Origin of the sequence: Herbaspirillum sp. CAH-3, from assembly GCF_009668275.1 — a bacterium.
Lineage (GTDB): Bacteria > Pseudomonadota > Gammaproteobacteria > Burkholderiales > Burkholderiaceae_D > Herbaspirillum > Herbaspirillum aquaticum.
Map to the genome: position 1 here is coordinate 33,438 of NZ_VSWE01000009.1, position 20,478 is coordinate 53,915.

At 63.4% G+C, this 20,478-nt stretch carries 18 protein-coding genes; 7 read left to right on the top strand and 11 right to left on the bottom strand.

Going from position 1 to position 20,478, the window contains the following annotated elements:
- The first annotated feature begins 25 nt into the window (after window positions 1–25).
- From FYB76_RS12685 to FYB76_RS12700, 4 genes are all read left to right on the top strand, one after another.
- Window positions 26–1,609: a DHA2 family efflux MFS transporter permease subunit gene (locus FYB76_RS12685; RefSeq protein WP_187697655.1), complete on the top strand. Its 1,584-nt coding sequence runs from the start codon at window positions 26–28 to the stop codon at window positions 1,607–1,609.
- Window positions 1,610–1,766: 157 nt separating this feature from the next.
- Entirely contained in the window at window positions 1,767–2,774 is a 1,008-nt protein-coding gene (locus FYB76_RS12690; RefSeq protein WP_088754972.1) for an NAD(P)-dependent alcohol dehydrogenase, read from the top strand.
- A 255-nt stretch (window positions 2,775–3,029) separates the two neighbouring features.
- Entirely contained in the window at window positions 3,030–5,711 is a 2,682-nt protein-coding gene (gene mutS, locus FYB76_RS12695) for a DNA mismatch repair protein MutS (protein ID WP_154133879.1), read from the top strand.
- Window positions 5,712–5,776: 65 nt separating this feature from the next.
- Window positions 5,777–6,718, top strand: coding sequence for a hypothetical protein (locus FYB76_RS12700; RefSeq protein WP_154133880.1), 942 nt, complete (start codon window positions 5,777–5,779; stop codon window positions 6,716–6,718).
- Window positions 6,719–6,887: 169 nt separating this feature from the next.
- Here the strand turns inward: FYB76_RS12700 and FYB76_RS12705 are convergent, their stop codons facing one another.
- Window positions 6,888–7,430, bottom strand: a complete 543-nt coding sequence (locus FYB76_RS12705; protein ID WP_088754969.1) for a peptidylprolyl isomerase — start codon at window positions 7,428–7,430, stop codon at window positions 6,888–6,890.
- A gap of 225 nt (window positions 7,431–7,655) precedes the next feature.
- On the opposite strand from FYB76_RS12705, the gene FYB76_RS12710 reads away from it, so the two are divergent.
- Both FYB76_RS12710 and FYB76_RS12715 read left to right on the top strand, forming a co-directional pair.
- Window positions 7,656–8,783 (top strand): cupin domain-containing protein, encoded by a 1,128-nt coding sequence (locus FYB76_RS12710; RefSeq protein ID WP_195724634.1) that lies wholly within the window; start codon window positions 7,656–7,658, stop codon window positions 8,781–8,783.
- Window positions 8,784–9,105: 322 nt separating this feature from the next.
- Entirely contained in the window at window positions 9,106–9,378 is a 273-nt protein-coding gene (locus FYB76_RS12715) for a hypothetical protein (protein WP_075259113.1), read from the top strand.
- 414 nt (window positions 9,379–9,792) lie between these two features.
- Here the strand turns inward: FYB76_RS12715 and FYB76_RS12720 are convergent, their stop codons facing one another.
- The 10 genes from FYB76_RS12720 to FYB76_RS12765 form a co-directional block, all read right to left on the bottom strand.
- A complete protein-coding gene (locus FYB76_RS12720) occupies window positions 9,793–10,578 on the bottom strand; it encodes an MBL fold metallo-hydrolase (protein ID WP_154133882.1) in 786 nt (261 codons plus the stop codon).
- An 18-nt stretch (window positions 10,579–10,596) separates the two neighbouring features.
- Window positions 10,597–11,778: an outer membrane protein assembly factor BamC gene (bamC, locus tag FYB76_RS12725; RefSeq protein WP_088754966.1), complete on the bottom strand. Its 1,182-nt coding sequence runs from the start codon at window positions 11,776–11,778 to the stop codon at window positions 10,597–10,599.
- 61 nt (window positions 11,779–11,839) lie between these two features.
- Window positions 11,840–12,718 (bottom strand): 4-hydroxy-tetrahydrodipicolinate synthase, encoded by an 879-nt coding sequence (gene dapA, locus FYB76_RS12730; RefSeq protein ID WP_088754965.1) that lies wholly within the window; start codon window positions 12,716–12,718, stop codon window positions 11,840–11,842.
- 171 nt (window positions 12,719–12,889) lie between these two features.
- Window positions 12,890–14,089 (bottom strand): tryptophan--tRNA ligase, encoded by a 1,200-nt coding sequence (locus FYB76_RS12735; RefSeq protein WP_088754964.1) that lies wholly within the window; start codon window positions 14,087–14,089, stop codon window positions 12,890–12,892.
- 61 nt (window positions 14,090–14,150) lie between these two features.
- Window positions 14,151–14,810, bottom strand: coding sequence for a site-2 protease family protein (locus FYB76_RS12740; protein WP_088754963.1), 660 nt, complete (start codon window positions 14,808–14,810; stop codon window positions 14,151–14,153).
- A gap of 90 nt (window positions 14,811–14,900) precedes the next feature.
- Complete coding sequence (locus FYB76_RS12745) at window positions 14,901–15,536, bottom strand: L-threonylcarbamoyladenylate synthase (RefSeq protein ID WP_088754962.1); 636 nt, start codon at window positions 15,534–15,536, stop codon at window positions 14,901–14,903.
- An 86-nt stretch (window positions 15,537–15,622) separates the two neighbouring features.
- Window positions 15,623–16,498, bottom strand: a complete 876-nt coding sequence (gene htpX, locus FYB76_RS12750; RefSeq protein ID WP_154133883.1) for a protease HtpX — start codon at window positions 16,496–16,498, stop codon at window positions 15,623–15,625.
- A gap of 64 nt (window positions 16,499–16,562) precedes the next feature.
- The gene (locus tag FYB76_RS12755; protein WP_154133884.1) at window positions 16,563–17,405 is read right to left on the bottom strand and encodes a 3',5'-nucleoside bisphosphate phosphatase; all 843 of its coding nucleotides are present in this window, start codon (window positions 17,403–17,405) and stop codon (window positions 16,563–16,565) included.
- A 136-nt stretch (window positions 17,406–17,541) separates the two neighbouring features.
- On the bottom strand, window positions 17,542–18,444 hold the full coding sequence (locus tag FYB76_RS12760; protein ID WP_154133885.1) for an alpha/beta fold hydrolase: 903 nt from the start codon (window positions 18,442–18,444) through the stop codon (window positions 17,542–17,544).
- Between the two features lie 103 nt (window positions 18,445–18,547).
- Window positions 18,548–19,564: a patatin-like phospholipase family protein gene (locus FYB76_RS12765; RefSeq protein WP_154133886.1), complete on the bottom strand. Its 1,017-nt coding sequence runs from the start codon at window positions 19,562–19,564 to the stop codon at window positions 18,548–18,550.
- 249 nt (window positions 19,565–19,813) lie between these two features.
- On the opposite strand from FYB76_RS12765, the gene FYB76_RS12770 reads away from it, so the two are divergent.
- Window positions 19,814–20,410 (top strand): TIGR00730 family Rossman fold protein, encoded by a 597-nt coding sequence (locus FYB76_RS12770; RefSeq protein ID WP_154133887.1) that lies wholly within the window; start codon window positions 19,814–19,816, stop codon window positions 20,408–20,410.
- Window positions 20,411–20,478: the final 68 nt, after the last annotated feature.

Below are 20,478 nucleotides of genomic sequence, written 5' to 3' on the forward strand. Positions count from 1 at the left end.
CGGCGACGACAAGGAAAGACTCATCATGTCATCCACACCAAGCGCAACGGCGGGCGACCTGCCCGCCCCCAAGCCTGCCGCCCAGCCCGGTCCCTTCGAGGCCCCGCTGACCGGCGGCCAGCTGGTGGGCGCCGGCATCCTGCTGGCCGCCGCCAACTTCATCGCGGTGCTCGACACCACCATCGCCAACGTCTCGGTCTCGACCATCGCCGGGGCCCTGGGGGCCTCGACCAGCCAGGGCACCTACGTCATCACCTCCTATGCAGTGGCCGAGGCCATCACGGTACCCCTGACCGGCTGGCTGGCCAATCGTTTCGGCACGGTGCGCGTGTTCATCCTCTCGATGGTCATGTTCGGGCTGTTCTCGGCCCTGTGCGGCCTGGCCAATTCGCTGGGCATGCTGATCGCCTTCCGCGTGATGCAGGGCTTGGCCGGTGGCCCGCTGATGCCGCTGTCACAAACCCTGCTGCTGCGCATCTTCCCCAAGGAAAAAGCGCCAGCTGCCGTGGGGCTGTGGGCCATGACCACGCTGGTGGCACCGATTGCCGGCCCGATCCTGGGCGGGGTGCTGTGCGACCAGTACAGCTGGCCCTACATCTTCTGGATCAACGTGCCGGTGGCGCTGATCTGCGGCTATCTCGGCTGGCGCATGCTCAAGCGCTTCGAGACCAAGACCAGCAAGCTGCCCATTGACCGCGTGGGGCTGATCCTGATGGTGGTCTGGGTGGCCGCCCTGCAACTGATGCTCGATGAAGGCAAGGAAAAGGACTGGTTCGCCTCCACCGAAATCGTGCTGCTGGCCGTGACTGCCGTGGTGTTCTTCATCGCCTTCCTGATCTGGGAGCTGACCGAGCACAATCCCATCGTTGACCTGCGGGTGTTCCGCCATCGCGGCTTCACCGCCAGCGTGACCACCATCTGCCTGGCCTTCGGTGCCTTCTTCGGCTCGGTGGTGTTGACGCCCCTCTGGCTGCAGGGCTACATGGGCTATACCGCCACCTGGTCGGGCTGCATCTCGGCGCTGACCGGCATCCTGGCGGTGTTGACCGCGCCCATGGTGGCCAAGATGTCCACCACCATCGATGCGCGCAAGCTGGTGTGCATCGGCGTGACCTGGCTGGGCTTCATCACCTTCCTGCGGGCCTTCAACACCACCGACATGTCGTTCTTCCAGATCGGCTGGCCGCTGTTCCTGCAGGGGATCGGACTGCCGCTGTTCTTCGTGCCGCTCACCGGCCTGGCGCTTTCCAGCGTGAACGAGGAGGAGACCGCATCGGCCGCCGGCCTCATGAGTTTCTGCCGCACCATGGCCGGGGCGATTGCCACCTCCATCGTCAATACCAGCTGGGAAAACGACGCCACCTACTTCCACGCAGAACTGTCCGGCCTGGTCGATCGTGGCGGCGATGCGGTCAACGCCATGATGGCCTCGGGCATGAGCGCCGAGCAGGCGACGGGCTCGCTGGCGCAGACGGTGCAGAACCAGGCCGTGATGCTGGCCACCAACCACATCTTCATGATGGCCGCGGTGTCCTTCTCGCTGGCGGCGCTGGCGGTGTGGCTGGCACCAAAACCGACACGGGTGGCCGATACGACCTCGGCGCACTGATCGAGCAGCTCTCCCCCACAGTCCGTCTCCCCCCTGCGGACTGGGCAGGCGGCCACTTCGGTGGCCGCCTGTTTTTTTGGGCGGCCGACGCAGCACAGGTGATTTTGCTAGACTGCCCCATCGCTGTTCCCCACGCCCTATCGAGGAGACACCCTGCATGAGAGCCCTGCAAGCCCGCCGCTTCGCCATCGACGGCCTGACCCTGTCCGAGATCGACCGTCCCGTACCACGCCGTGGCGAGATCCTGGTGCGCGTGCGCGCCGCCAGCCTGAACTACCGTGACCTGGCGATCCTCTGTGGCGGCTACATGCCCCAGCTGCCCCTGCCCTATACCCCCTGCTCCGATGCCTGCGGCGTGGTCGAGGCGGTGGGCGAGGATGTGAGCCGCTTCCGGGTCGGCGAGCGCGTCATCCCGGTGTACATCCAGGGCTGGCGCGATGGCGCACTCACGCCCGAGCAGCGCAACGGCGGCAGCCTGGGAGGACCGCTCACCGGGGTGCTGCAGGATTACGTGGTGGTCCCCGCCGAAGAAGCCGTAGCCGCGCCGGACTACCTGGATGATGACCAAGCCAGTACCTTGCCGATTGCCGCCCTGACCGCCTGGTCTTGCCTGCAACAGGGCCGATTGCAGGCCGGCCAGACCGTGCTGGTGCAAGGCACCGGCGGCGTGGCCCTGTTTGCAGCGCAGTTCGCGCGGGCCGCCGGGGCGCGCGTGATCGGGCTCACCTCGTCTGACGCCAAGGCAGCCCTGCTGCGCAGCCTGGGCGTGGACACTGTCATCAACTACCGGCATACCCCCGCCTGGGGCCAGTCGGTGCGCGAGGCGACGGGCGGACGCGGGGTCGACATCGTGGTCGAAACCACCGGCAGCAGCCTGTCTGAATCGCTCACGGCGGTGCGCTTCAACGGCTTCGTGGGCGTGGTCGGCTTCGTCGGCGGGATGGAGACCTCGCTCAACATCCGCCAGCTGATCGGCCCCATGATCCGCATGCAAGGCGTGGTGGTGGGTTCGCGCGCCGCACTGGAGGCGATGATCCGCATGATGGCCCTGCACCAGATCCGGCCGCTGATCGACTCCCGCTTCCCCCTGGCCCAAGCAGCCGAGGGCTTTGCCCGGATGCAACGGGGCGAGCATTCGGGAAAGATCGTCATCTCTTTCGATTGAATTCGAGGCCCCAGGCGGGTCAAACGCGGGCTGTGCGCTTGGCTGCACCGGGTCAAGGGCGTACAATCCCGGCTCATGCATGCGGACCACGGTCCGCATTTTTGATTTATGGCGGGCCCGTGCAGCGGGCCGCCATGACGTCCCGCCGCCAGCGTGGCTTGATGAACCCGTGTGATCCACGGAGATCCAGGCCAGCCCGCGCGGCCATGCTTCCCGAACTTGCAAGAAGCGATCCCCGCATCGCCACCCAGACTCATGACCAAAGACCTCGCCGCCCACACGCCGATGATGCAGCAGTACCTCCGCATCAAGGCCGACCATCCCAACACGCTGGTGTTCTACCGGATGGGCGATTTCTATGAACTCTTCTTCGACGATGCCGAAAAGGCCTCACGCCTCATGGGCGTCACGCTGACCCAGCGCGGCTCTTCCAACGGCAACCCGATCAAGATGGCGGGCGTGCCCTTCCACTCGGTGGAGCAATACCTGGCGCGCCTGATCAAGCTGGGCGAGTCGGTGGCGATCTGCGAACAGATCGGCGACCCGGCCACCAGCAAGGGACCGGTGGAGCGCAAGGTGGTGCGGGTGGTCACGCCCGGCACCCTGACCGATTCCGACCTCTTGCCCGAAAAGGCCGAGCGCTGCCTGCTGGCCATGCAGCTGCTGCCTTCCAAGTCGCGCAAGCAGATGCAGGTCGGCCTGGCCTGGCTGTCCATGGCCAGCGGCGCGCTCAAGATGATGGAGTTCACGGTCGAGAGCACGCTGCTCGATGGCCGCGTGAAGCAGGAGCTGGAACGCATCTCGGCCGCCGAGGTGCTGGTGGCCGACGGCCAGCTGGAGCAGTGCGAGCCGCTGCTGCCCAACCGCGCCGTGACGGTGCCGGACTGGCATTTCGACCAGCCCAGCAGCGAGAAAGCCCTGCTCGACCAACTGGGCGTGGCCACCCTGCACGGCTTCGGTGCCGACGGCCTGGGCCCGGCCATCTGTGCCGCCGGTGCCCTGCTGCGCTATGCGCAATCGACCCAGGGACGCGGCCTGCAGCACGTGCGCACGCTCACCGTCGAATCCGAAAATGAATTCATCGGCCTGGATGCGGCCACCCGCCGCAACCTGGAACTGACCGAGACCATCCGCTCGCAGGATGCCAATGCGCTGGCCCCGACGCTGTTCTCCACGCTGGACCACTGCCGTACCGCGATGGGTTCGCGCCTGCTGCGCCACTGGCTGCATCACGCCCTGCGCGACCAGCAAGTGGCGCGCGAACGCCACGCCGCCATCAATGCGCTCATGCGCACCGACGCCTGCTCGGGCCTGTCGGCCACGCTGGCGGCGGTGCCCGACATCGAACGCATCACCACCCGCATCGCCCTGCTCTCGGCGCGTCCGCGCGACCTGGCGGGCTTGCGCAGCGGCCTGCAGCAGTTGGGTTCATTGCGGGCCTACGTGGAAATGTGCGCCCGCGACGCCGAAGCACCACTGCTGGGCCAGTTGCACGAAGACCTGGCCACGCCCGTGGAATGCCTGGACCTGCTGGAACGCGCCATCATGCTGGAGCCCGCCGCCATGGTGCGCGACGGCGGCGTGATCGCGCGCGGCTATGACGCCGAACTGGACGAACTGCGCGGCCTGTCGGAAAACGCCGGCCAGTACCTGCTGGAACTGGAAGCGCGCGAACGGGAACGCACCGGCATTGCCAACCTGCGCGTGGAATACAACAAGGTGCATGGCTTCTACATCGAGGTCACCCACGGCCAGACCGACAAGGTGCCGGAAGACTATCGCCGCCGCCAGACCCTGAAGAATGCCGAACGCTACATCATCCCCGAGCTGAAGGCTTTCGAGGACAAGGCGCTCTCGGCGCAGGAACGCTCGCTGTCGCGCGAAAAATTCCTCTACGAGCAGCTTCTCAACGACATGGGTGCACACATCGTGCGCCTGCAATCCATCGCCCATGCCCTGGCCCAGCTCGACACGCTGGTGGCCCTGGCCGACCATGCCGTGCGCAACAACTGGTGCGCGCCGCAGCTGGTCGATGAGCCCTGCATCCAGATCGAACAAGGCCGCCATCCGGTGGTGGAAAACCAGATCGAACGCTTCATCGCCAACGACTGCCAGCTCGCCGCCGAACGCAAGCTGCTGCTCATCACCGGTCCCAACATGGGTGGTAAATCGACCTTCATGCGCCAGGTGGCGCTGATCACCCTGCTGGCCTACGTGGGCAGCTTCGTGCCCGCCACCAGTGCGGTGATCGGTCCGATCGACCGCATCTTCACCCGCATCGGCGCCGCCGATGACCTGGCCGGCGGCCGCTCCACCTTCATGGTGGAGATGACCGAATCGGCCTCCATCCTCAACAACGCCACCGAACATTCGCTGGTGTTGATGGATGAGGTCGGCCGTGGCACCTCGACCTTCGACGGCCTGGCCCTGGCCTGGGCGATTGCCAAGCACCTCATCGATGTGACGCGCAGTTTCACCCTCTTCGCGACCCACTACTTCGAACTGACCCAGTTGCCCGAGATCCACCCGACCGCGGCCAACGTGCACCTGTCGGCCGTGGAGCACAAGGACAGCATCGTCTTCCTGCATGCCGTCCAGAGCGGCCCGGCCTCGCAGAGCTACGGGCTGCAGGTGGCGCAACTGGCGGGGGTGCCGGCTCCGGTCATCCGCGCCGCGCGCAAGCATCTCTCGGCGCTGGAAAGCCAATCCATGCAGCCAACGCCGCAGTTCGACCTGTTCAGCTCCCCTTCCTTCATGGAAACGCAAGCTGAAGCTGAAGAAGCAGACGATGAACGCAATCCCGCCAGCGCGGTCGAACCCGATCCGCTGGCCCAGGCCCTGCTGCAATCGCTGGACGGCATCGACCCCGATGCCCTGACGCCGCGCCAGGCGCTGGATGCGCTCTACCAGTTGAAGGCCTTGAGCCGGGGACAATAACAACACCACGACAACACCACGGGGACGCCGGCTTGACGCCGCCCTTTGAACCGCAGAAAGACTGCATGCCGATCCGCCCGATCCGACGCATCCTGCTGTGCACCTGCTTCACCGCTGCCATCGTCATGGCGGGCGGTGCGGCATGGGCCGCCGGACAGGACTTTTCGTTCGGCGTGATCAACCATGCCGCGCCCGGCGTCAAGGGCGATGAAGCGCTACGCCAGGCCCTTGCCGAGACCGATGCCGACAATCTCGCCTTCGTGGTGGTCAACGGCATCAAATCCCCTTCTGAACGCTGCGATGACGCGCTCTATGCAGAGCGCCATGCGATGCTCTCGCAGGCGCAGAACGGCATCTTCGTGTCGCTGGCCGGCAGTGACTGGATCACCTGCCGCGACCGCGAGAACCGTTCGGACGCCATCGAACGCCTGGCACGCATGCGCGAGATCTTCTATGCCAGCGAATTCTCGCTGGGCGCGAGCCGGCTGCCGATGCTGCGCCAGTCGCTCACGCCCAAGTTCCGCAGCTATGCCGAGAACACCCGCTGGGAAATCGGCAACGTGCTCTTCGCTACCGTGAACCTGCCGGCGGCCAACAATCACTTCCTGCTCGATGGCGGACGCAACAATGAGTTCGAGGACCGCCTCATCGCCAATCGCAACTGGCTGCAGCACCTGTTCGCCTTTGCCGCCCTGAAGAAGAGCGCGGCCATCGTCTTCTTCAGTGATGGCAACCCCTTCGGGCCGCCGCCCAAGCGTTCCTTCTTCCGCGCCCAGCGCGATGGCTTTGCGGAGACGCGCAAGCTGTTCTCCGACCTGGCGGGCAAATTCCAGGGCCGCGTACTGGTCGTGCACGCCCAGGGCGGCAAGAGCAAGACGCCTGCACAAATCCTGTGGAGCGGCAACCTGGGCAGTGTGGGCGTGGGCGAGCGCTGGCTCAAGGTGGTGGTGGATGACCATCTGCCGCAGCTGTTTGCAGTGGCCGATGCGGATGGCGAACGGCGCTAGGCGCTTGGATCTTGCTGGAAAACGAGGGTTTCCGGTCCATATGAACAAAAACGCCCGCAGAATGCATCTGCGGGCGTTTTTTCTTGCGCGCCGGAAGAAAATGCCCGATCGACGGGTTTTCTCCGGCGCTGCGGTCAGCGATCAGCGATCAGCGACCAGCGCTCAACGATCAGTTCAGCGGCTGGCTGCGGAAGTGGTCGCCGGCGTCGCCTTCATCTTCATCATCGTGATGATGGTGGTGACCATGGGCACCGTGCACGTGGCCGTGGGCCACTTCTTCTTCGGAGGCGGCGCGCACTTCGGTGACGGCCAGTTCAAAGCGCAGCGCGATGCCGGCCAGCGGATGGTTGCCATCGAGCACGGCCTTGCCGTCCGCCACTTCGGTGACGGTGAAGATGACCGACTCTTCGCTGTCGTCGTCGGGCGAACCTTCGAACTGCATGCCCACTTCCAGCGGCTGCGGCAGGCGCTCGACCGGCTCGATCTTGACCAGCTCGGAATCGTATTCGCCGAAGGCATCTTCCGGCTCGACCTGGATGGTGGTGCTGTAGCCGACTTCCTTGCCGTCCAGCGCTTCTTCGATCTTGGGCAGGGTGTTGTGATAGCCGCCGTGCAGGTAGACCATCGGCTCGCTGCTTTGCTCGATCAGGTTGTTCTGGGCATCCGACAGCTTGTAGTTGACGGAAACGACGGTATTCTTCGCGATCTTCATCGTAAGGGTCCTTTGTATCGATAGTGGTGCGGGAGCGGCAGCTGCTGCGGAAGCGTCGCGCGGGACACCTGCCACCCGGGTTGGGGCCTAAGAACCATCCCCTTGCCATTCCCGCGAGGCAAGGACGCTTTCAAAAACGGTATCTCGACTCCGCGATTATACCTGCATCAAACTTGGCCGCCGCCAAAGGCGTACGGCTGCGCTGGCACCTCTATAATGGCGACCATGAAAAAACTCGATCTGCTCGGCGGCATCACGCCCGCCCAATTCCTGCGTGACTACTGGCACAAGAAGCCGCTCCTGATCCGCAACGCCATCCCCGGTTTCACGGCACCGCTGCCGCGCCAGGAACTGTTCGACCTGGCCCGTCGCGATGAGGTCGAATCGCGCCTCATCACCCATCGCACCGATGGCTGGGACATGCAGCATGGCCCCTTCAACAAGCTCCCGCCCTTGAAGCAAAAGGCCTGGACCCTGCTGGTACAAGGCGTGAACCTGCACCACCCGGCCGCCGACGCCCTGCTGCGCCAGTTCCGTTTCGTGCCCGATGCACGCCTGGACGACCTGATGATCAGCTACGCCACCGATGGCGGTGGCGTCGGCCCGCATTTCGATTCCTATGACGTCTTCCTGCTGCAAGCCCACGGACAACGCCGCTGGCGCATCAGCGCGCAAGACGACCTGACGCTGGAAGAAGGCGTGCCGCTGAAGATCCTCAGCAACTTCCAGGCCGAACAGGAATTCGTGCTGGAACCGGGCGACATGCTCTACCTGCCGCCGCAATACGCGCATGACGGCGTAGCCATCGGTGAATGCATGACCTATTCGGTCGGCTTCCGCTCGCCGGCCTACCAGGAACTGGGCGAATCCTTCCTGGAATTCATGATGGATACCATCGACCTGCCCGGCCGCTATGAAGATCCTGACCTGAAAGCCACCGCCAAGCCGGCGGAATTGCCGCTCGACATGGTGGCGCGCATCCGCGACGAACTCAACAAGATCCGCTTCACCGACGACGACATCACCATCTTCCTGGGTGAGCATCTGTCGGAGCCCAAACACAGTGTTTTCTTCGAGGCGCCGGCCCAGGAATTATCGTTTGCTCGCTTTTTCCAGGGCGCCAAGAAACGTGGCCTGGCGCTGCATCGCAAGACGCGCATGCTGTACCGTGGCTCTCACGTCTTCATCAATGGCGAATCCTTCCAGGTCAATCGCGGTGACAAGGCGATCCTGGCGCGCTTGGCCGACTCGCGTGTGCTGGAGAAAACCGACCTCGACCTGGCCTCCGAAGACCTGCTGGAAGCATTGCATCAATGGCATGAAAGTGGCTGGCTCGAGATTGTTCGAGACTAATCAAATTTATCGCGAACACTTCTCGAAATCACTTTAGAAAATCCCGGAGAGCGGCTTGCGTCAAGACTTTGCGGGCCGCTCCAACGCGATGTAAGTTCTTACAAATTCTTACGAATTCCCATAGTGGCGATGTGATTCCGGAAAAAAATAGCTATAATGATGGGCTGGAAAGTTTTCGTTGTCAGGCGTTGTTTCGGCAGTCAAAAAGAAGCAAGAACCGAAGCCCGACCGTGAGGTCTTACCCGCGGCGAAAGCCTCCCAGTAGAGCGATAATTACCGGTAATTATTCATCGCACAATTTTTAAATATTGAAGGAATATTCATGAAAAAGACTCTGTTGATCGCTTCGTTGTTGGCTGTTGCCCTGGCTGCTTGCGGCAAGAAGGAAGAAGCTCCGGCACCTGCAGCTGCTCCTGCTGCTGAAGCTCCGGCCGCTGCTGCTCCGGCTGCTGATGCAAAGCCGGCTGACGCCGCTCCTGCTGCTGACGCTGCCAAGCCGGCTGACGCCGCTGCTCCGGCTGCTGACGCTAAGCCTGCTGACGCTGCCGCTCCGGCCGCTGATGCAAAGCCGGCTGAAGCCGCTCCGGCCAAGTAATCTTCGGATTATTTTCGGAAAAAACCGGTCGCAAGACCGGTTTTTTTTCGTCCCTGTGTTTCGTCCCTGCTCCGCGTATCGCCCCGTCTTTTCCTTCATCTCCGCCGCTCTTTCCCTCTCCCCCTCGGCATCCAGACTGCGCTGTTCCTTGATCTGGCGCAAACGCATCAGATCGTCCCACAAAGCCTTCGCAGCACCCCGTCCATATGCACGTACTGACAATGGCCTGACGGGCTGCCAAGGCCCTTTTTTCTTATCGGGGATACAAGATCGACGCATGCACGCATGCCGCGCTACGGGTACCCGCAAAAATGAATCTTCAACGTGAATGAAAAGAGAAACAAATTGTTTCTGCGGCGGTGCGACAGTGCTGGGACCAGCCTGACAAAAAGCTGACCCACTCGCGTTTTTTGACTACACGTCCAGCCAGGAAAAACCTTCTTCCTGGCAGGCAATGCCGATGTCGCCAAAGGTCGTGCCGAGCACGCTTTCGATGGCCGCGCGGGCCAGTTCGGGGGTGTTGTTCTGCTGGCTCAGGTGAGCGCCGATGACGCGCTTGAGCCGGCTCTTGTCGAGCAACCGGAGGATCTCTGCGCTGGCATCGTTGGCCAGGTGGCCGTAGTCTCCACCGATGCGGCGCTTGAGGAAGGCCGGATATGGCGAGCGATCCAGCATCTCGCGGTCGTGATTGCATTCCAGCAGCAGGGCATCGCAGGCATCGAGGGCCTGCACCAGGTGCGCGGTCGGCTGGCCGGCGTCGGTCAACACGCCCAGGCGGCGGTCGCCATCGCTGGCCACGTACTGGACCGGCTCACGGGCATCGTGCGGAACGGTATAGGGAGAGAGTTCGAGGTCGCCGATGGCAAGCTTCTGGCCATCGGCACAGAAACGCACATCGACATCGTTGGCCTGCTCGGCCACCGCTTGCCAGGTGCCGTAGCTGAGCCAGACCGGGATGCGATAGCGTCGCGCGAATTTGAAGACGCCGCTGACGTGGTCTGAATGTTCATGCGTGACCACGATGGCCGAGACGTCCGAAGGATCCAGGCCCAGGCGCAGCATGCGCTTTTCGGCTTCGCGCAAAGTAAAGCCGCAGTCCAGCATGACCGTTGTCCCCGAGGAGGGACGCTGGTCGCCGGCTGCGGCCGAGATCAGCAGCGCATTGCCTTCGCTGCCGCTACCGAGGCTCGCGAACTTCATCTGAGCCCCGGGTCCTGCTTACTTCAGCTGGTCGTTGAGCAGACCGAGGATCTTGTCGGAGATACCCGAGGTATCCGGACCACCCTCGCCGTTCTGCACGACGATGTTGCTGCTGTCGGCGCCAGCACCCTTGACCACGATGCGGTACTTGGCAGCCTTCTTGTCCTTGTCCTTGGAGCTGAAGATGCGCGAGAAGAAGCCGTCATCCTTCTTGTCCTTGGCGTCCTGGTTCTGGTCCACGTAGCGCACGTAGTAGATGCCCTGGCTGCGGTCGCGATCTTCCACGGTGAAGCCCACGCGATCCAGTGCCAGGCCGACACGGCGCCATGCGCGGTCGAAACCTTCATCCACTTGCACGCTGTTGCCGGTGGCGGTCTTCTGCAGGCGCGAGCGGGACTGCAGCGAGGGGGCGTTGGCCACGGCGGCCTTGGCCTTGGTTTCTTCAGCACCCAGGCGCACCATCAGGCGCGACAGGAATTCAGCTTCCAGGCCCGGATCGGAAGGACGCGCGGTCCACACCGAGGTTTCCTTGGCCGAACCGGTCAGCACTTCTTCGGCACCGCGATGGCTGATGAAGATTTCGGTGGTGCCGTTGGGGCCGCGCTCCAGGCGGGTGCGGAACTTGTCGCGCTCGCCGGTGGAGTACAGCGAATCAAACACCTTGCCCAGCGTGTTGCGGATGAAGTCCTGCGGGATCTTGGCGCGGTTCTCGGCCCAGTCGGTTTCCATCACGCCGGTATCGGGCGATTCGATGTTGATCAGGAAACCGCTGTCCTGCCAGAAGTCCTTGATCTGCGGCCACAGCTGTTCCGGGGTCTGCTTGACCACCAGCCAGCGCTGCGAGCCATCGCGCTCGATGCGGATCTCGTCGCCCTTGGAGGTCGGCGCCACGGAGGTGACATCGGTGGTCGGCTTGTTCTGCTGTTCCAGCTGGTAACCCGACGCAGTGGCCACGCCCTTGTTGGCTTCAGGGATGGCGTAGCGGTTGTCGCGCTGCAGCTGGGTCAGGTCGGGCGGCACTTCCAGGCGCGGGCCACGGGCCTTTTCGGCGCTCTTGTAATCGATACGGTCGCCTTCGAGCATGTTGCCGATGGACGAGCATCCTGCCAGTCCGGCCAGCGCCAGTGCGACGACGATGCTGCGTTGGGTAAGTGTGTACGCGGAGCGGGAGACCGGACGAACGTTATTGCTATTAGTCATATCGTTACTAGTGAAAGCGGAATCGGATTTCAGGAGACCTGCGCCAAAGCGGCCAAGCCGATCAGTTTAAGACGCCGGACTCGCGCAGGGCGGCACGGACGGTGTCGTGGAAGGACGCACCCAGCGGCGCCAGCGGCAGGCGCATGCCCGACGGGATCAGGCCCATCTCCTGCATGGCCCACTTCACCGGCACCGGGTTGGGCTCGACGAAGAGCTTGTTGTGCAGCGGCAGCAGCTTGTTGTTCAGTTCCACGGCACGGGCGATGTTGCCGCTCATGGCGGCCACGCACAGCTCGTGCATGTCGCGCGGGGCGACGTTGGCCGTCACCGAGATGTTGCCGGCGCCGCCATACAGCATCAAGGCGATGGCGGTAGCGTCGTCACCGGAGTAGACCGCGAAATCCTTGGGGGCCAGGCGGATCAGGTCGGTGCCGCGGGCGATGTTGCCGGTGGCGTCCTTCACACCCACGATGCCCTTGACCTGCGCCAGGCGCAGGATGGTCTCGTTGCTCATGTCGGCCACCGTACGGCCGGGCACGTTGTACAGGATCACCGGCAGATCCACCGCTTCGGCGATGGTCTTGAAGTGCAGGTACATGCCTTCCTGGGTCGGACGGTTGTAGTAGGGCACCACCTGCAGCGAGGCGTCGGCGCCGACCTTCTTGGCGAAGGCGGTCAGCTCGATGGCTTCGGCGGTGGAATTGCCGCCGGTACCGGCGATGATGGGGATGCGTTTGGCCGTATGCTCGACCGCGACCTTGATCAGTTCGCAGTGCTCTTCCATCGAGACGGTGGGCGATTCGCCGGTGGTACCGACGATGACGATGCTGTCGGTTCCCTCGGCGATATGCCAGTCGATCAGCTTGCGCAGGCCGTCGTAGTCGAGGCTGCCGTCCGGATGCATGGGAGTGACGATTGCAACAATGCTACCCTTGATCATGGTGTGCGTATGTAAGGTGGTGGTCAGAATAAAGGCCTGATTGTAGCGGATAGACGCCTCATCAGGTCAATTTGCGGCTGCTACAGTTGAAAGCGGACGTAAAAAAAGCCGGAGAACCCGCCCCTGCGGGCCCCGCGACGGCCTCAAACCCGCTTGCCGCCGGTCAATCACTCAATAACCCAGCCCCATGGCTTCGCGCACGTCGCGCATGGTGTCCTGGGCCAGCTTGCGTGCCTTGTCACAGCCATCGGCGACAATGGCGCGCACCAGCGAGGGATCATCCAGGTAAGGCTGGGCACGTTCCAGCATCGGCTGCTGCTCTTGCAGGATGGCATCGATCACCGGTTGCTTGCACTCCAGGCAACCGATCCCGGCCGAACGGCAGCCCTTGGCTGCCCATTCCTTCACTTCCGACGGGGAATAGACCTGGTGGAATTGCCAGACCGGGCATTTGTCCGGATCGCCCGGATCGCTGCGGCGCACGCGCTGCGGGTCGGTCGGCATGGTCTTGACCTTCTTGGTGACCGAAGCCGCATCTTCACGCAGGGCGATGGCATTGCCATAGCTCTTGGACATCTTGGCTCCATCCAGCCCCGGCAGGCGCGAAGCCTCGGTCAGCATGGCCTGCGGCTCGGTGAGGATCAACTTGCGGCTGCCTTCGAGATAGCCGAACAAACGTTCACGATCGATCATCGACAGGTTCTGGGCATCGTCCAGCATGGCCTTGGCCTGTTCCAAGGCTTCATCATCGCCCTTTTCCTGGAATTGCGTGCGCAGTTCCAGGTACAGCTTGGCGCGCTTGCTGCCCAGCTTCTTGGTGGCAGCCAGGGCCTTTTCCTCGAAGCCTTTTTCCTTGCCGTACAGGTGGTTGAAGCGGCGCGCGATCTCGCGCATGATCTCGATGTGCGGCACCTGGTCCTCACCCACCGGCACCTGGCTGGCGCGGTAGATCAGCACGTCGGCCGCCTGCAGCAGCGGGTAGCCCAGGAAGCCGTAGGTGGCCAGGTCGCGGTCGGCCAGCTTTTCCTGCTGGTCCTTGTAGGTCGGCACGCGTTCCAGCCAGCCCAGCGGGGTGGCCATGGACAGCAGCAGGTGCAGTTCGGCGTGCTCGGGCACGCGCGACTGGATGAACAGCGTCGCCTGGGCAGGATCGACCCCGGCAGCGAGCCAGTCGATCACCATTTCCCAGGTGCTGGTCTCGATCACGGAGGGATCGTCGTAATGGGTGGTCAGTGCATGCCAGTCGGCCACGAAGAACAGGCAGGGCAGCTCGGACTGCAGCTTGACCCAGTTCTTCAGGGCACCGTGATAGTGGCCCAGGTGCAGCGCGCCCGTGGGGCGCATGCCGGAGACGACGCGGTCAGGATACATGGCGTTTGGCGTGGGTTGGCGGTTGGCGGTTCGACATGAACGGGATCAACTCGGTGAACAATCAGAACAACAAGGAAATGGGGAAGGTAATGAGCTGCAGCAGCTTGCTGGCCACATACATCACCGGCGCCATCCACCAGGTGTAGATCACCTTGAGCAGCACCAGCGCCATGACGATGAAGAAGCCGTAGGGCTCGATCTGGGCGAATTTGTAGGCGTATTTGTTCGGCAACAGGCTGGTGAGGATGCGACCGCCATCCAGGGGCGGGATCGGGAACAGGTTGAAGGCGAACATCACCAGGTTGGTCAGCACCCCGGCCTTGGCCATGAGCATGAAGAATTCTTCTTGCACCCCGCCCAGCACCAGGGCATAGATGGCCAGCGTCCACAGCAGCGCCATGAAGAAGTTGGCCGCAGGGCCGGCCAGCGAAACCCAGGCCATGTCGCGCTTGGGCTTGCGCAGGTGGCCGAAGTTGATCGGCACCGGCTTGGCATAGCCGAACAGGAAGGCACCGCTGGTGGCGAAGTACAGCAGGATGGGAATGAGGATGGTACCGAAGGGATCGATGTGCTTGAGCGGGTTGAGGCTCATGCGCCCCATCGAATAAGCAGTCGTATCCCCGAAAAACTTGGCCGCATAGGCATGGGCCGCCTCGTGCAGGGTAATGGCGAAGAGCACGGGCAGCGCGTAAACCGCGACGGTCTGGATGAGTTCGTTCATGGGCGGGGATTTTAGCAGAGGGACAACGAACTGCCCCGGATTCGCTCAGGGCAGGTCCGGCGCGCCGGGTGGGAAGGACAACTACTTCGCTTATGCAGCCTGCAAACCGAAGATGCCGGCGTCTCCCCTGCCCTGCCGCACCAGCACGGGCTCATTGTCATCGGTGAGATCGATCACGGTAGTCGGCTCCAGGCTGCAGGCGCCGCTGTCGATGACCAGGTCGATCTGCTTTTCCAGATGGCTGCGGATGTCTTCGGCACTGGTCAGCGGCAAGTCTTCGTCCGGCAGGATCAGGGTGGTTCCCAGCAGCGGCTGGCCCAGTTCTTCCAGCAGCATGTGGGCGATGCGGTTCTCCGGCACACGCAGGCCGATGGTCTTGCGCGAGGGGTGCGAGAGGCGGCGCGGCACTTCCTTGGTGGCTTCCAGGATGAAGGTATAGGCCCCCGGCGTGGCGGCCTTGAGCAGGCGGTACTGGCGGTTGTCGACCTTGGCGTACTGTGCGATCTCGGAGAGGTCACGGCACAGCAGGGTCAGGTGGTGCTTGTCGTCCACGCCACGGATGCGGCGCACGCGTTCGACGGCATCCTTGTTGTCCAGCTGGCACACCAGCGCGTAGCAGGAGTCGGTAGGCAAGGCCACCAGGCCGCCCTTGTGGATGATCTGCGCGGCTTGCTTGATCAGGCGCAGCTGCGGGTTGTCGGGGTGAATCTCGAAAAACTGGCTCATGATGCGGTTTCCGTTTCCAATCCAAATCCAAATCGTCAAAAGCACAACGGCGGTGTCGCCACCGCCGTTGTCGCTGCCCGCCGGGCTTAGCGCTGGCCGCGCAGGGCGGCGATGCGCTGTTCCAGCGGCGGGTGTGTCGAGAACAGCTCCATGATGCCGGGCTTGTCGCTGATGCCCAGGGCTGCCATGTTCTGCGGCAGGCCTTCCGGCGAAAAGCCGCCCAGGCGCGCCAGGGCATTGATCATCGGCTGGGGCGTACCCAAGAGGCGCGCGGCACCGGCATCGGCCCGGAATTCACGATGGCGCGAGAACCAGGCCACGATGATCGAGGCGCCGATACCGAAGACCACCTGGCACACCATCACCGTCACCATGTAGCCGATGCCGGGGCCGGAGGACTCGTTGTTGCGGCGCAGGGCCGAATCCACGAAATAGCCGACCACCCGCGACAGGAACACCACGAAGGTATTCACCACGCCTTGGATCAGGGTCATCGTCACCATGTCGCCATTGGCGATGTGGGCCACCTCGTGGCCCAGCACGGCTTCCACTTCCTCCTGCGTCATGCCCTGCAGCAGGCCGGTCGAGACCGCCACCAGGGCCGAATCGCGGAAGGCACCGGTGGCAAAGGCATTGGGTTCGCCGTCATAGACCGCCACCTCCGGCATGCCGATCCCGGCGCGCTGGGCCAGCTTGCCCACGGTCTGCAGCAGCCAGGCTTCGGTACCGTTCATGGGCGTTTCGATCACGCGCGCGCCGGTGGACCACTTGGCCATGCTCTTGCTCATCAGCAAGGAGATGATCGATCCGGTGAAACCGACCACCAGCGAGAACACCATCAGCATCGGCAGGTTCAGGCCGGAACGAGTGAGGAAGCGGTCCACGCCCAAGAGGGAGAGGATCACGCTCATCACCACCAGCACGGCGATGTTGGTGGCGATAAACAGCAGGATGCGTTTCATCGGGGAAAACTCCTATCGGAAAAGTGGTTATTAGATAGGAATCGGCCGGCTGAATTCAAGGGCTTCACAGCCCCCAGTCGTGCCAGACCGGCTTGACCCCGGTGGGCAGCGGCGGCAGTCCGCCCAGGTCCATGCGCGACTCGCCCGGACCGTGGAAATCCGAGCCCATCGAGGCCAGAAAGCCGTAACTGCGCGCTACCTGGGCGTATTCCTGGTACTGCTCCGGCGTATGGCTGCCGGTATTGACTTCGATGGCCGCGCCGCCCAGCTGCTTGAACTCGTCGAAGAGCGCGCCGAACTGGGTCTGGGTGTACTTGTAGCGGCCCGGATGGGCGATCACTGCCACCCCGCCAGCCCCGCGGATCCAGCGCACCGACTCTTCCAGCGTGGCCCAGCGGTGCGGCACGTAGCCGGGCTTGCCCTCGGTGAGGTAGTTGGCGAAGACTTCCTTGGTATCGCAGCAGGTGCCGCATTCGACCAGGTAGCGCGCAAAGTGCGTGCGCGAGATCAGGTCGGGATTGCCCACGTGCTTCAACGCACCTTCATACGCACCGCAGATGCCGTGCCGGTCCAGCGCCTCGGCGATCTCGCGGGCGCGGCGTTCGCGGCCGTTGCGGGTGGCGGCCAGTCCTTCAACCAGGTCCTGGTTGGTCTCGTCGATACGCAAGCCCACGATATGCACCGTATGCCCGGCCCAGGTGACCGAAATTTCCACGCCAGCGACATGTTCCATGCCCAGCGCGCGCGCGGCCGCACGGGCGCGTGCCACGCCGCCCACTTCATCGTGGTCGGTCAGCGCCCATACGCCCACACCATTGGCCTTGGCGCGCGCGGCCACTTCTTCCGGCGGCAACAGGCCGTCGGAGACGTTGGAGTGGCAATGCAGATCGAACTTGAGTTCAGACATAGGAAGTCGCAATGACCTCAGCGACCGCGCCGGTCGCTTGTGGCTGCCGCCGGTCAGGGAGGTCCGGGTGATTGGAATGTTTCCATTTTACGCGCTTGGTGCCGACCCCGCACTGCACCGCACGATGCGGCCGGCCTCAGGCCGGCTGCTGCAGGAAAGCCTCGATCAGTTGCGCCAGCCGTTCGGGCTGGTCGTGATGCAGCATGTGGCCGGCATCGGCGATCATCTCCACCTGCGTCTTCGGGATACAGGCGATGCGGCGGTCGATTTCTTCACGTTTCAACGAAGCCGGACCGAAGAAACGCCAGATATCGCTGTCAATCGCCTCGATCCACAGCACCGGCGCGGTAATGCGGCTCCAGCAGGCCATCATTTCATCGACCCGGTACAGGATGGGGCTGACCTGCTTGTGGGCCGGATCACCCAGGATCTGCCACAGGCCGCTCTCATCCTGCTGCGCCCAATGCTGGGCCAGGAAACCGGCGCGCTCGTCCGAGAGGCGTGCATTGTTCTTCTGCAGCCGCGCCGCGACCTCTTCGAGCGTCTCGTAGCCGCGCAATACGGGACGATTCTTCATCTCGTCCAGCCATTGCGTGAAGCGTCCCGGCGCCTGCTCCGGCTTGGCCGTGGGCAGGCCAATGCCTTCCAGGTTCACCAGCCGCTTGATGCGCTGGGGCCGCACGCCCGCATACAGGCTCACCACGTTGCCGCCCATGCTGTGGCCGAGCAGGTTGATGGGCTCCTCGCCGGCATAGTGGTCGAGGATGGCGTCGAGGTCGGCCAGGTAATCGGGGAACCAGTAGGACTGCGCCGGGGCTCGCTCGGTCAGGCCGAAACCGCGCCAGTCGGGGGCGATCACATGCCACTCCCCTTGCAGGGCATCGACCATGAACTGGAACGAGGCCGACATATCCATCCAGCCGTGCATCATGAAGATCTTGGGGGCCTGCGGGTCGCCCCAGTGGCGCACGTGGTAGCGCAGGCCGCGCACATCGAGGAATTCGGAACGGGAGGTTTTTTTGGCGATGGTTTGGCGCATGGCTTGTCTTTTTTGTCGGTACTGCGGGGCGGAACGAAGGATCAAGCCGCAAAGTATAGACAAAAGTGAACGATCGTGCGTCCGCCCTGCCCCGCCAGCCGCCTCAGGGAAGGAAACGCCCGAGGTCGAAGGTGGATGTATGACCGATCTGGGCGAAGTTCTGCTCCAGCCATTCGGAGGCGCGCTCGCGGCCCTGCTGGAACAGGCTGCCGATGAAACTGGCCTGGGTATTGAGCTTGGAGAGGTTGGTCAGCTGCTCCATCAGTTCATTGGCATCGATCATGTGGATGTTGAGCTGGCGCAGCCGCCGCTCCAGCGAGCCGAAGGCCAGGGTTGAATTCTCGGCCTCGCGCTTGGCCAGGGCCAGTCCGCTCAGTTCGGTGAAGAAGGCCGAGCTGAAGCTGATTTCCGAGAGCCGCTGGCCGATGTCGTGGCTGGAGGTGGGCGTGCCGGCGCGGCGACTGGGATGCAGCAGCACCACCATCACGTCGCGCGCGGCACAGGAATGCAGGAGCGGGAAAATCGGCGGGTTGGCGGTCAGGCCGCCATCCCAATAGGCTTCGCCATCGATCTCGATGGGCCGGTGCAGCGAAGGCAGGCAGGCCGAGGCCAACAGCACTTCCACCGACAGATCGGGGTTGCGGAAGATCTTCAACGTGCCGGTGCTGACCTGGGTGGCCGCAATGAACAATTTCAGTTCACGCTGGCTGCGCACGCGTTCGAAATCGACCTGCTCCACCAGGATGTCGCGCAGCGGATTGATATCCAGCGGATTCAATTGCGTGGGCGAGAAGAAGCGCGTCATCGCCAGCAGTGCCTGCATGCCGGGCAGTGGTGCGGGGTTGGCGATGACGGGCGCGCCTTCGGCCGTCACATGGTCCAGCGGCACGCCATTGGAGAGCGCAGTCCAGAAGCGCTCCAGCGCGGCGCGGGCACCGTCGCGGCCATCCTGCACGTAACCCTGGGCCATCACCGCCGCATTCATGGCCCCGGCCGAGGCACCGCTGATGCCTTCCAGGTCCAGCCGGCCATCCTCCAGCAAACGATCCAGCACGCCCCAGGTGAAGGCGCCATGCGAGCCCCCGCCTTGCAGGGCCAGACTGACGATCTTGTTCGACATGATGTCCTTTATCTTCACGTGCCGCGTGACAGGCCCGCACGATGAGGCCGGGCGCAGGGGCAGTGGCGCTGTCACGCCGGCGTCACCACTTCGGCTTATGCTGCACTGCACTATCATGGTATAACAGGAAGACGGCTGGAGATAGTGGCAGCTTGGACAGACATGTTGATTCCAGGAGGAAACATCCTGCCATCCAGCTCAGCCATTGTAACCATGTACTGACGTAACGACGGACACAGCAGAGGACACATGAAATCGATTTGCGTATATTGCGGTTCTTCCCCCGGCGCTTCCCCGGCCTATGCCCAGGCGGCGCGCAAGCTGGCCCAGGAGATGGTGAAGAACAACATCGCCCTGGTCTATGGCGGCGGCAATGTGGGCCTGATGGGCATCATCGCCAGTGAAGTCATGAAGCTCGGCGGCGAAGCCACCGGCGTCATCCCCAAAGCCTTGCTGGACAAGGAACTGGGCCACGATGGCCTGACCCGCCTGCACATCGTCAAGGACATGCACGAACGCAAGGCCATGATGGCCGAGCTGTCCGATGGCTTCGTGGCCATGCCCGGCGGCATGGGCACCCTGGAAGAACTGTTCGAAGTGCTGACCTGGGCCCAGCTGGGCTTCCACTACAAGCCGATCAGCCTGTACAACGTGGACGGCTTCTACAACAACCTGATCGCCTTCGTCGACCACCTGGTCTCGCAGCGCTTCGTCAGCAGCGACCAGTCCGGGCTGATGATGCATGAGGCCGATCCGGTCAAGCTGATCGAACGCTTCCAGACTTTCAAGCCGACCTACAAGACCAAGTGGGCCGATCGGGAAGCGGTGGCCAACCTGGTGCCCTGACACCGGTTTTTTACACAAGCGTTCACCTGGCAGCACCAAGAACAACGCCCGTCCCTCTTGCGAGGCGA

Coding starts and splice junctions, on each gene's coding strand:
- FYB76_RS12685 (WP_187697655.1), top strand. CDS start 26: ATGTCATCCACACCAAGCGCAACGGCGGGCGACCTGCCCGCCCCCAAG.
- FYB76_RS12690 (WP_088754972.1), top strand. CDS start 1,767: ATGAGAGCCCTGCAAGCCCGCCGCTTCGCCATCGACGGCCTGACCCTG.
- mutS (WP_154133879.1), top strand. CDS start 3,030: ATGACCAAAGACCTCGCCGCCCACACGCCGATGATGCAGCAGTACCTC.
- FYB76_RS12700 (WP_154133880.1), top strand. CDS start 5,777: ATGCCGATCCGCCCGATCCGACGCATCCTGCTGTGCACCTGCTTCACC.
- FYB76_RS12705 (WP_088754969.1), bottom strand. CDS start 7,430: ATGAAGATCGCGAAGAATACCGTCGTTTCCGTCAACTACAAGCTGTCG.
- FYB76_RS12710 (WP_195724634.1), top strand. CDS start 7,656: ATGAAAAAACTCGATCTGCTCGGCGGCATCACGCCCGCCCAATTCCTG.
- FYB76_RS12715 (WP_075259113.1), top strand. CDS start 9,106: ATGAAAAAGACTCTGTTGATCGCTTCGTTGTTGGCTGTTGCCCTGGCT.
- FYB76_RS12720 (WP_154133882.1), bottom strand. CDS start 10,578: ATGAAGTTCGCGAGCCTCGGTAGCGGCAGCGAAGGCAATGCGCTGCTG.
- bamC (WP_088754966.1), bottom strand. CDS start 11,778: ATGACTAATAGCAATAACGTTCGTCCGGTCTCCCGCTCCGCGTACACA.
- dapA (WP_088754965.1), bottom strand. CDS start 12,718: ATGATCAAGGGTAGCATTGTTGCAATCGTCACTCCCATGCATCCGGAC.
- FYB76_RS12735 (WP_088754964.1), bottom strand. CDS start 14,089: ATGTATCCTGACCGCGTCGTCTCCGGCATGCGCCCCACGGGCGCGCTG.
- FYB76_RS12740 (WP_088754963.1), bottom strand. CDS start 14,810: ATGAACGAACTCATCCAGACCGTCGCGGTTTACGCGCTGCCCGTGCTC.
- FYB76_RS12745 (WP_088754962.1), bottom strand. CDS start 15,536: ATGAGCCAGTTTTTCGAGATTCACCCCGACAACCCGCAGCTGCGCCTG.
- htpX (WP_154133883.1), bottom strand. CDS start 16,498: ATGAAACGCATCCTGCTGTTTATCGCCACCAACATCGCCGTGCTGGTG.
- FYB76_RS12755 (WP_154133884.1), bottom strand. CDS start 17,405: ATGTCTGAACTCAAGTTCGATCTGCATTGCCACTCCAACGTCTCCGAC.
- FYB76_RS12760 (WP_154133885.1), bottom strand. CDS start 18,444: ATGCGCCAAACCATCGCCAAAAAAACCTCCCGTTCCGAATTCCTCGAT.
- FYB76_RS12765 (WP_154133886.1), bottom strand. CDS start 19,564: ATGTCGAACAAGATCGTCAGTCTGGCCCTGCAAGGCGGGGGCTCGCAT.
- FYB76_RS12770 (WP_154133887.1), top strand. CDS start 19,814: ATGAAATCGATTTGCGTATATTGCGGTTCTTCCCCCGGCGCTTCCCCG.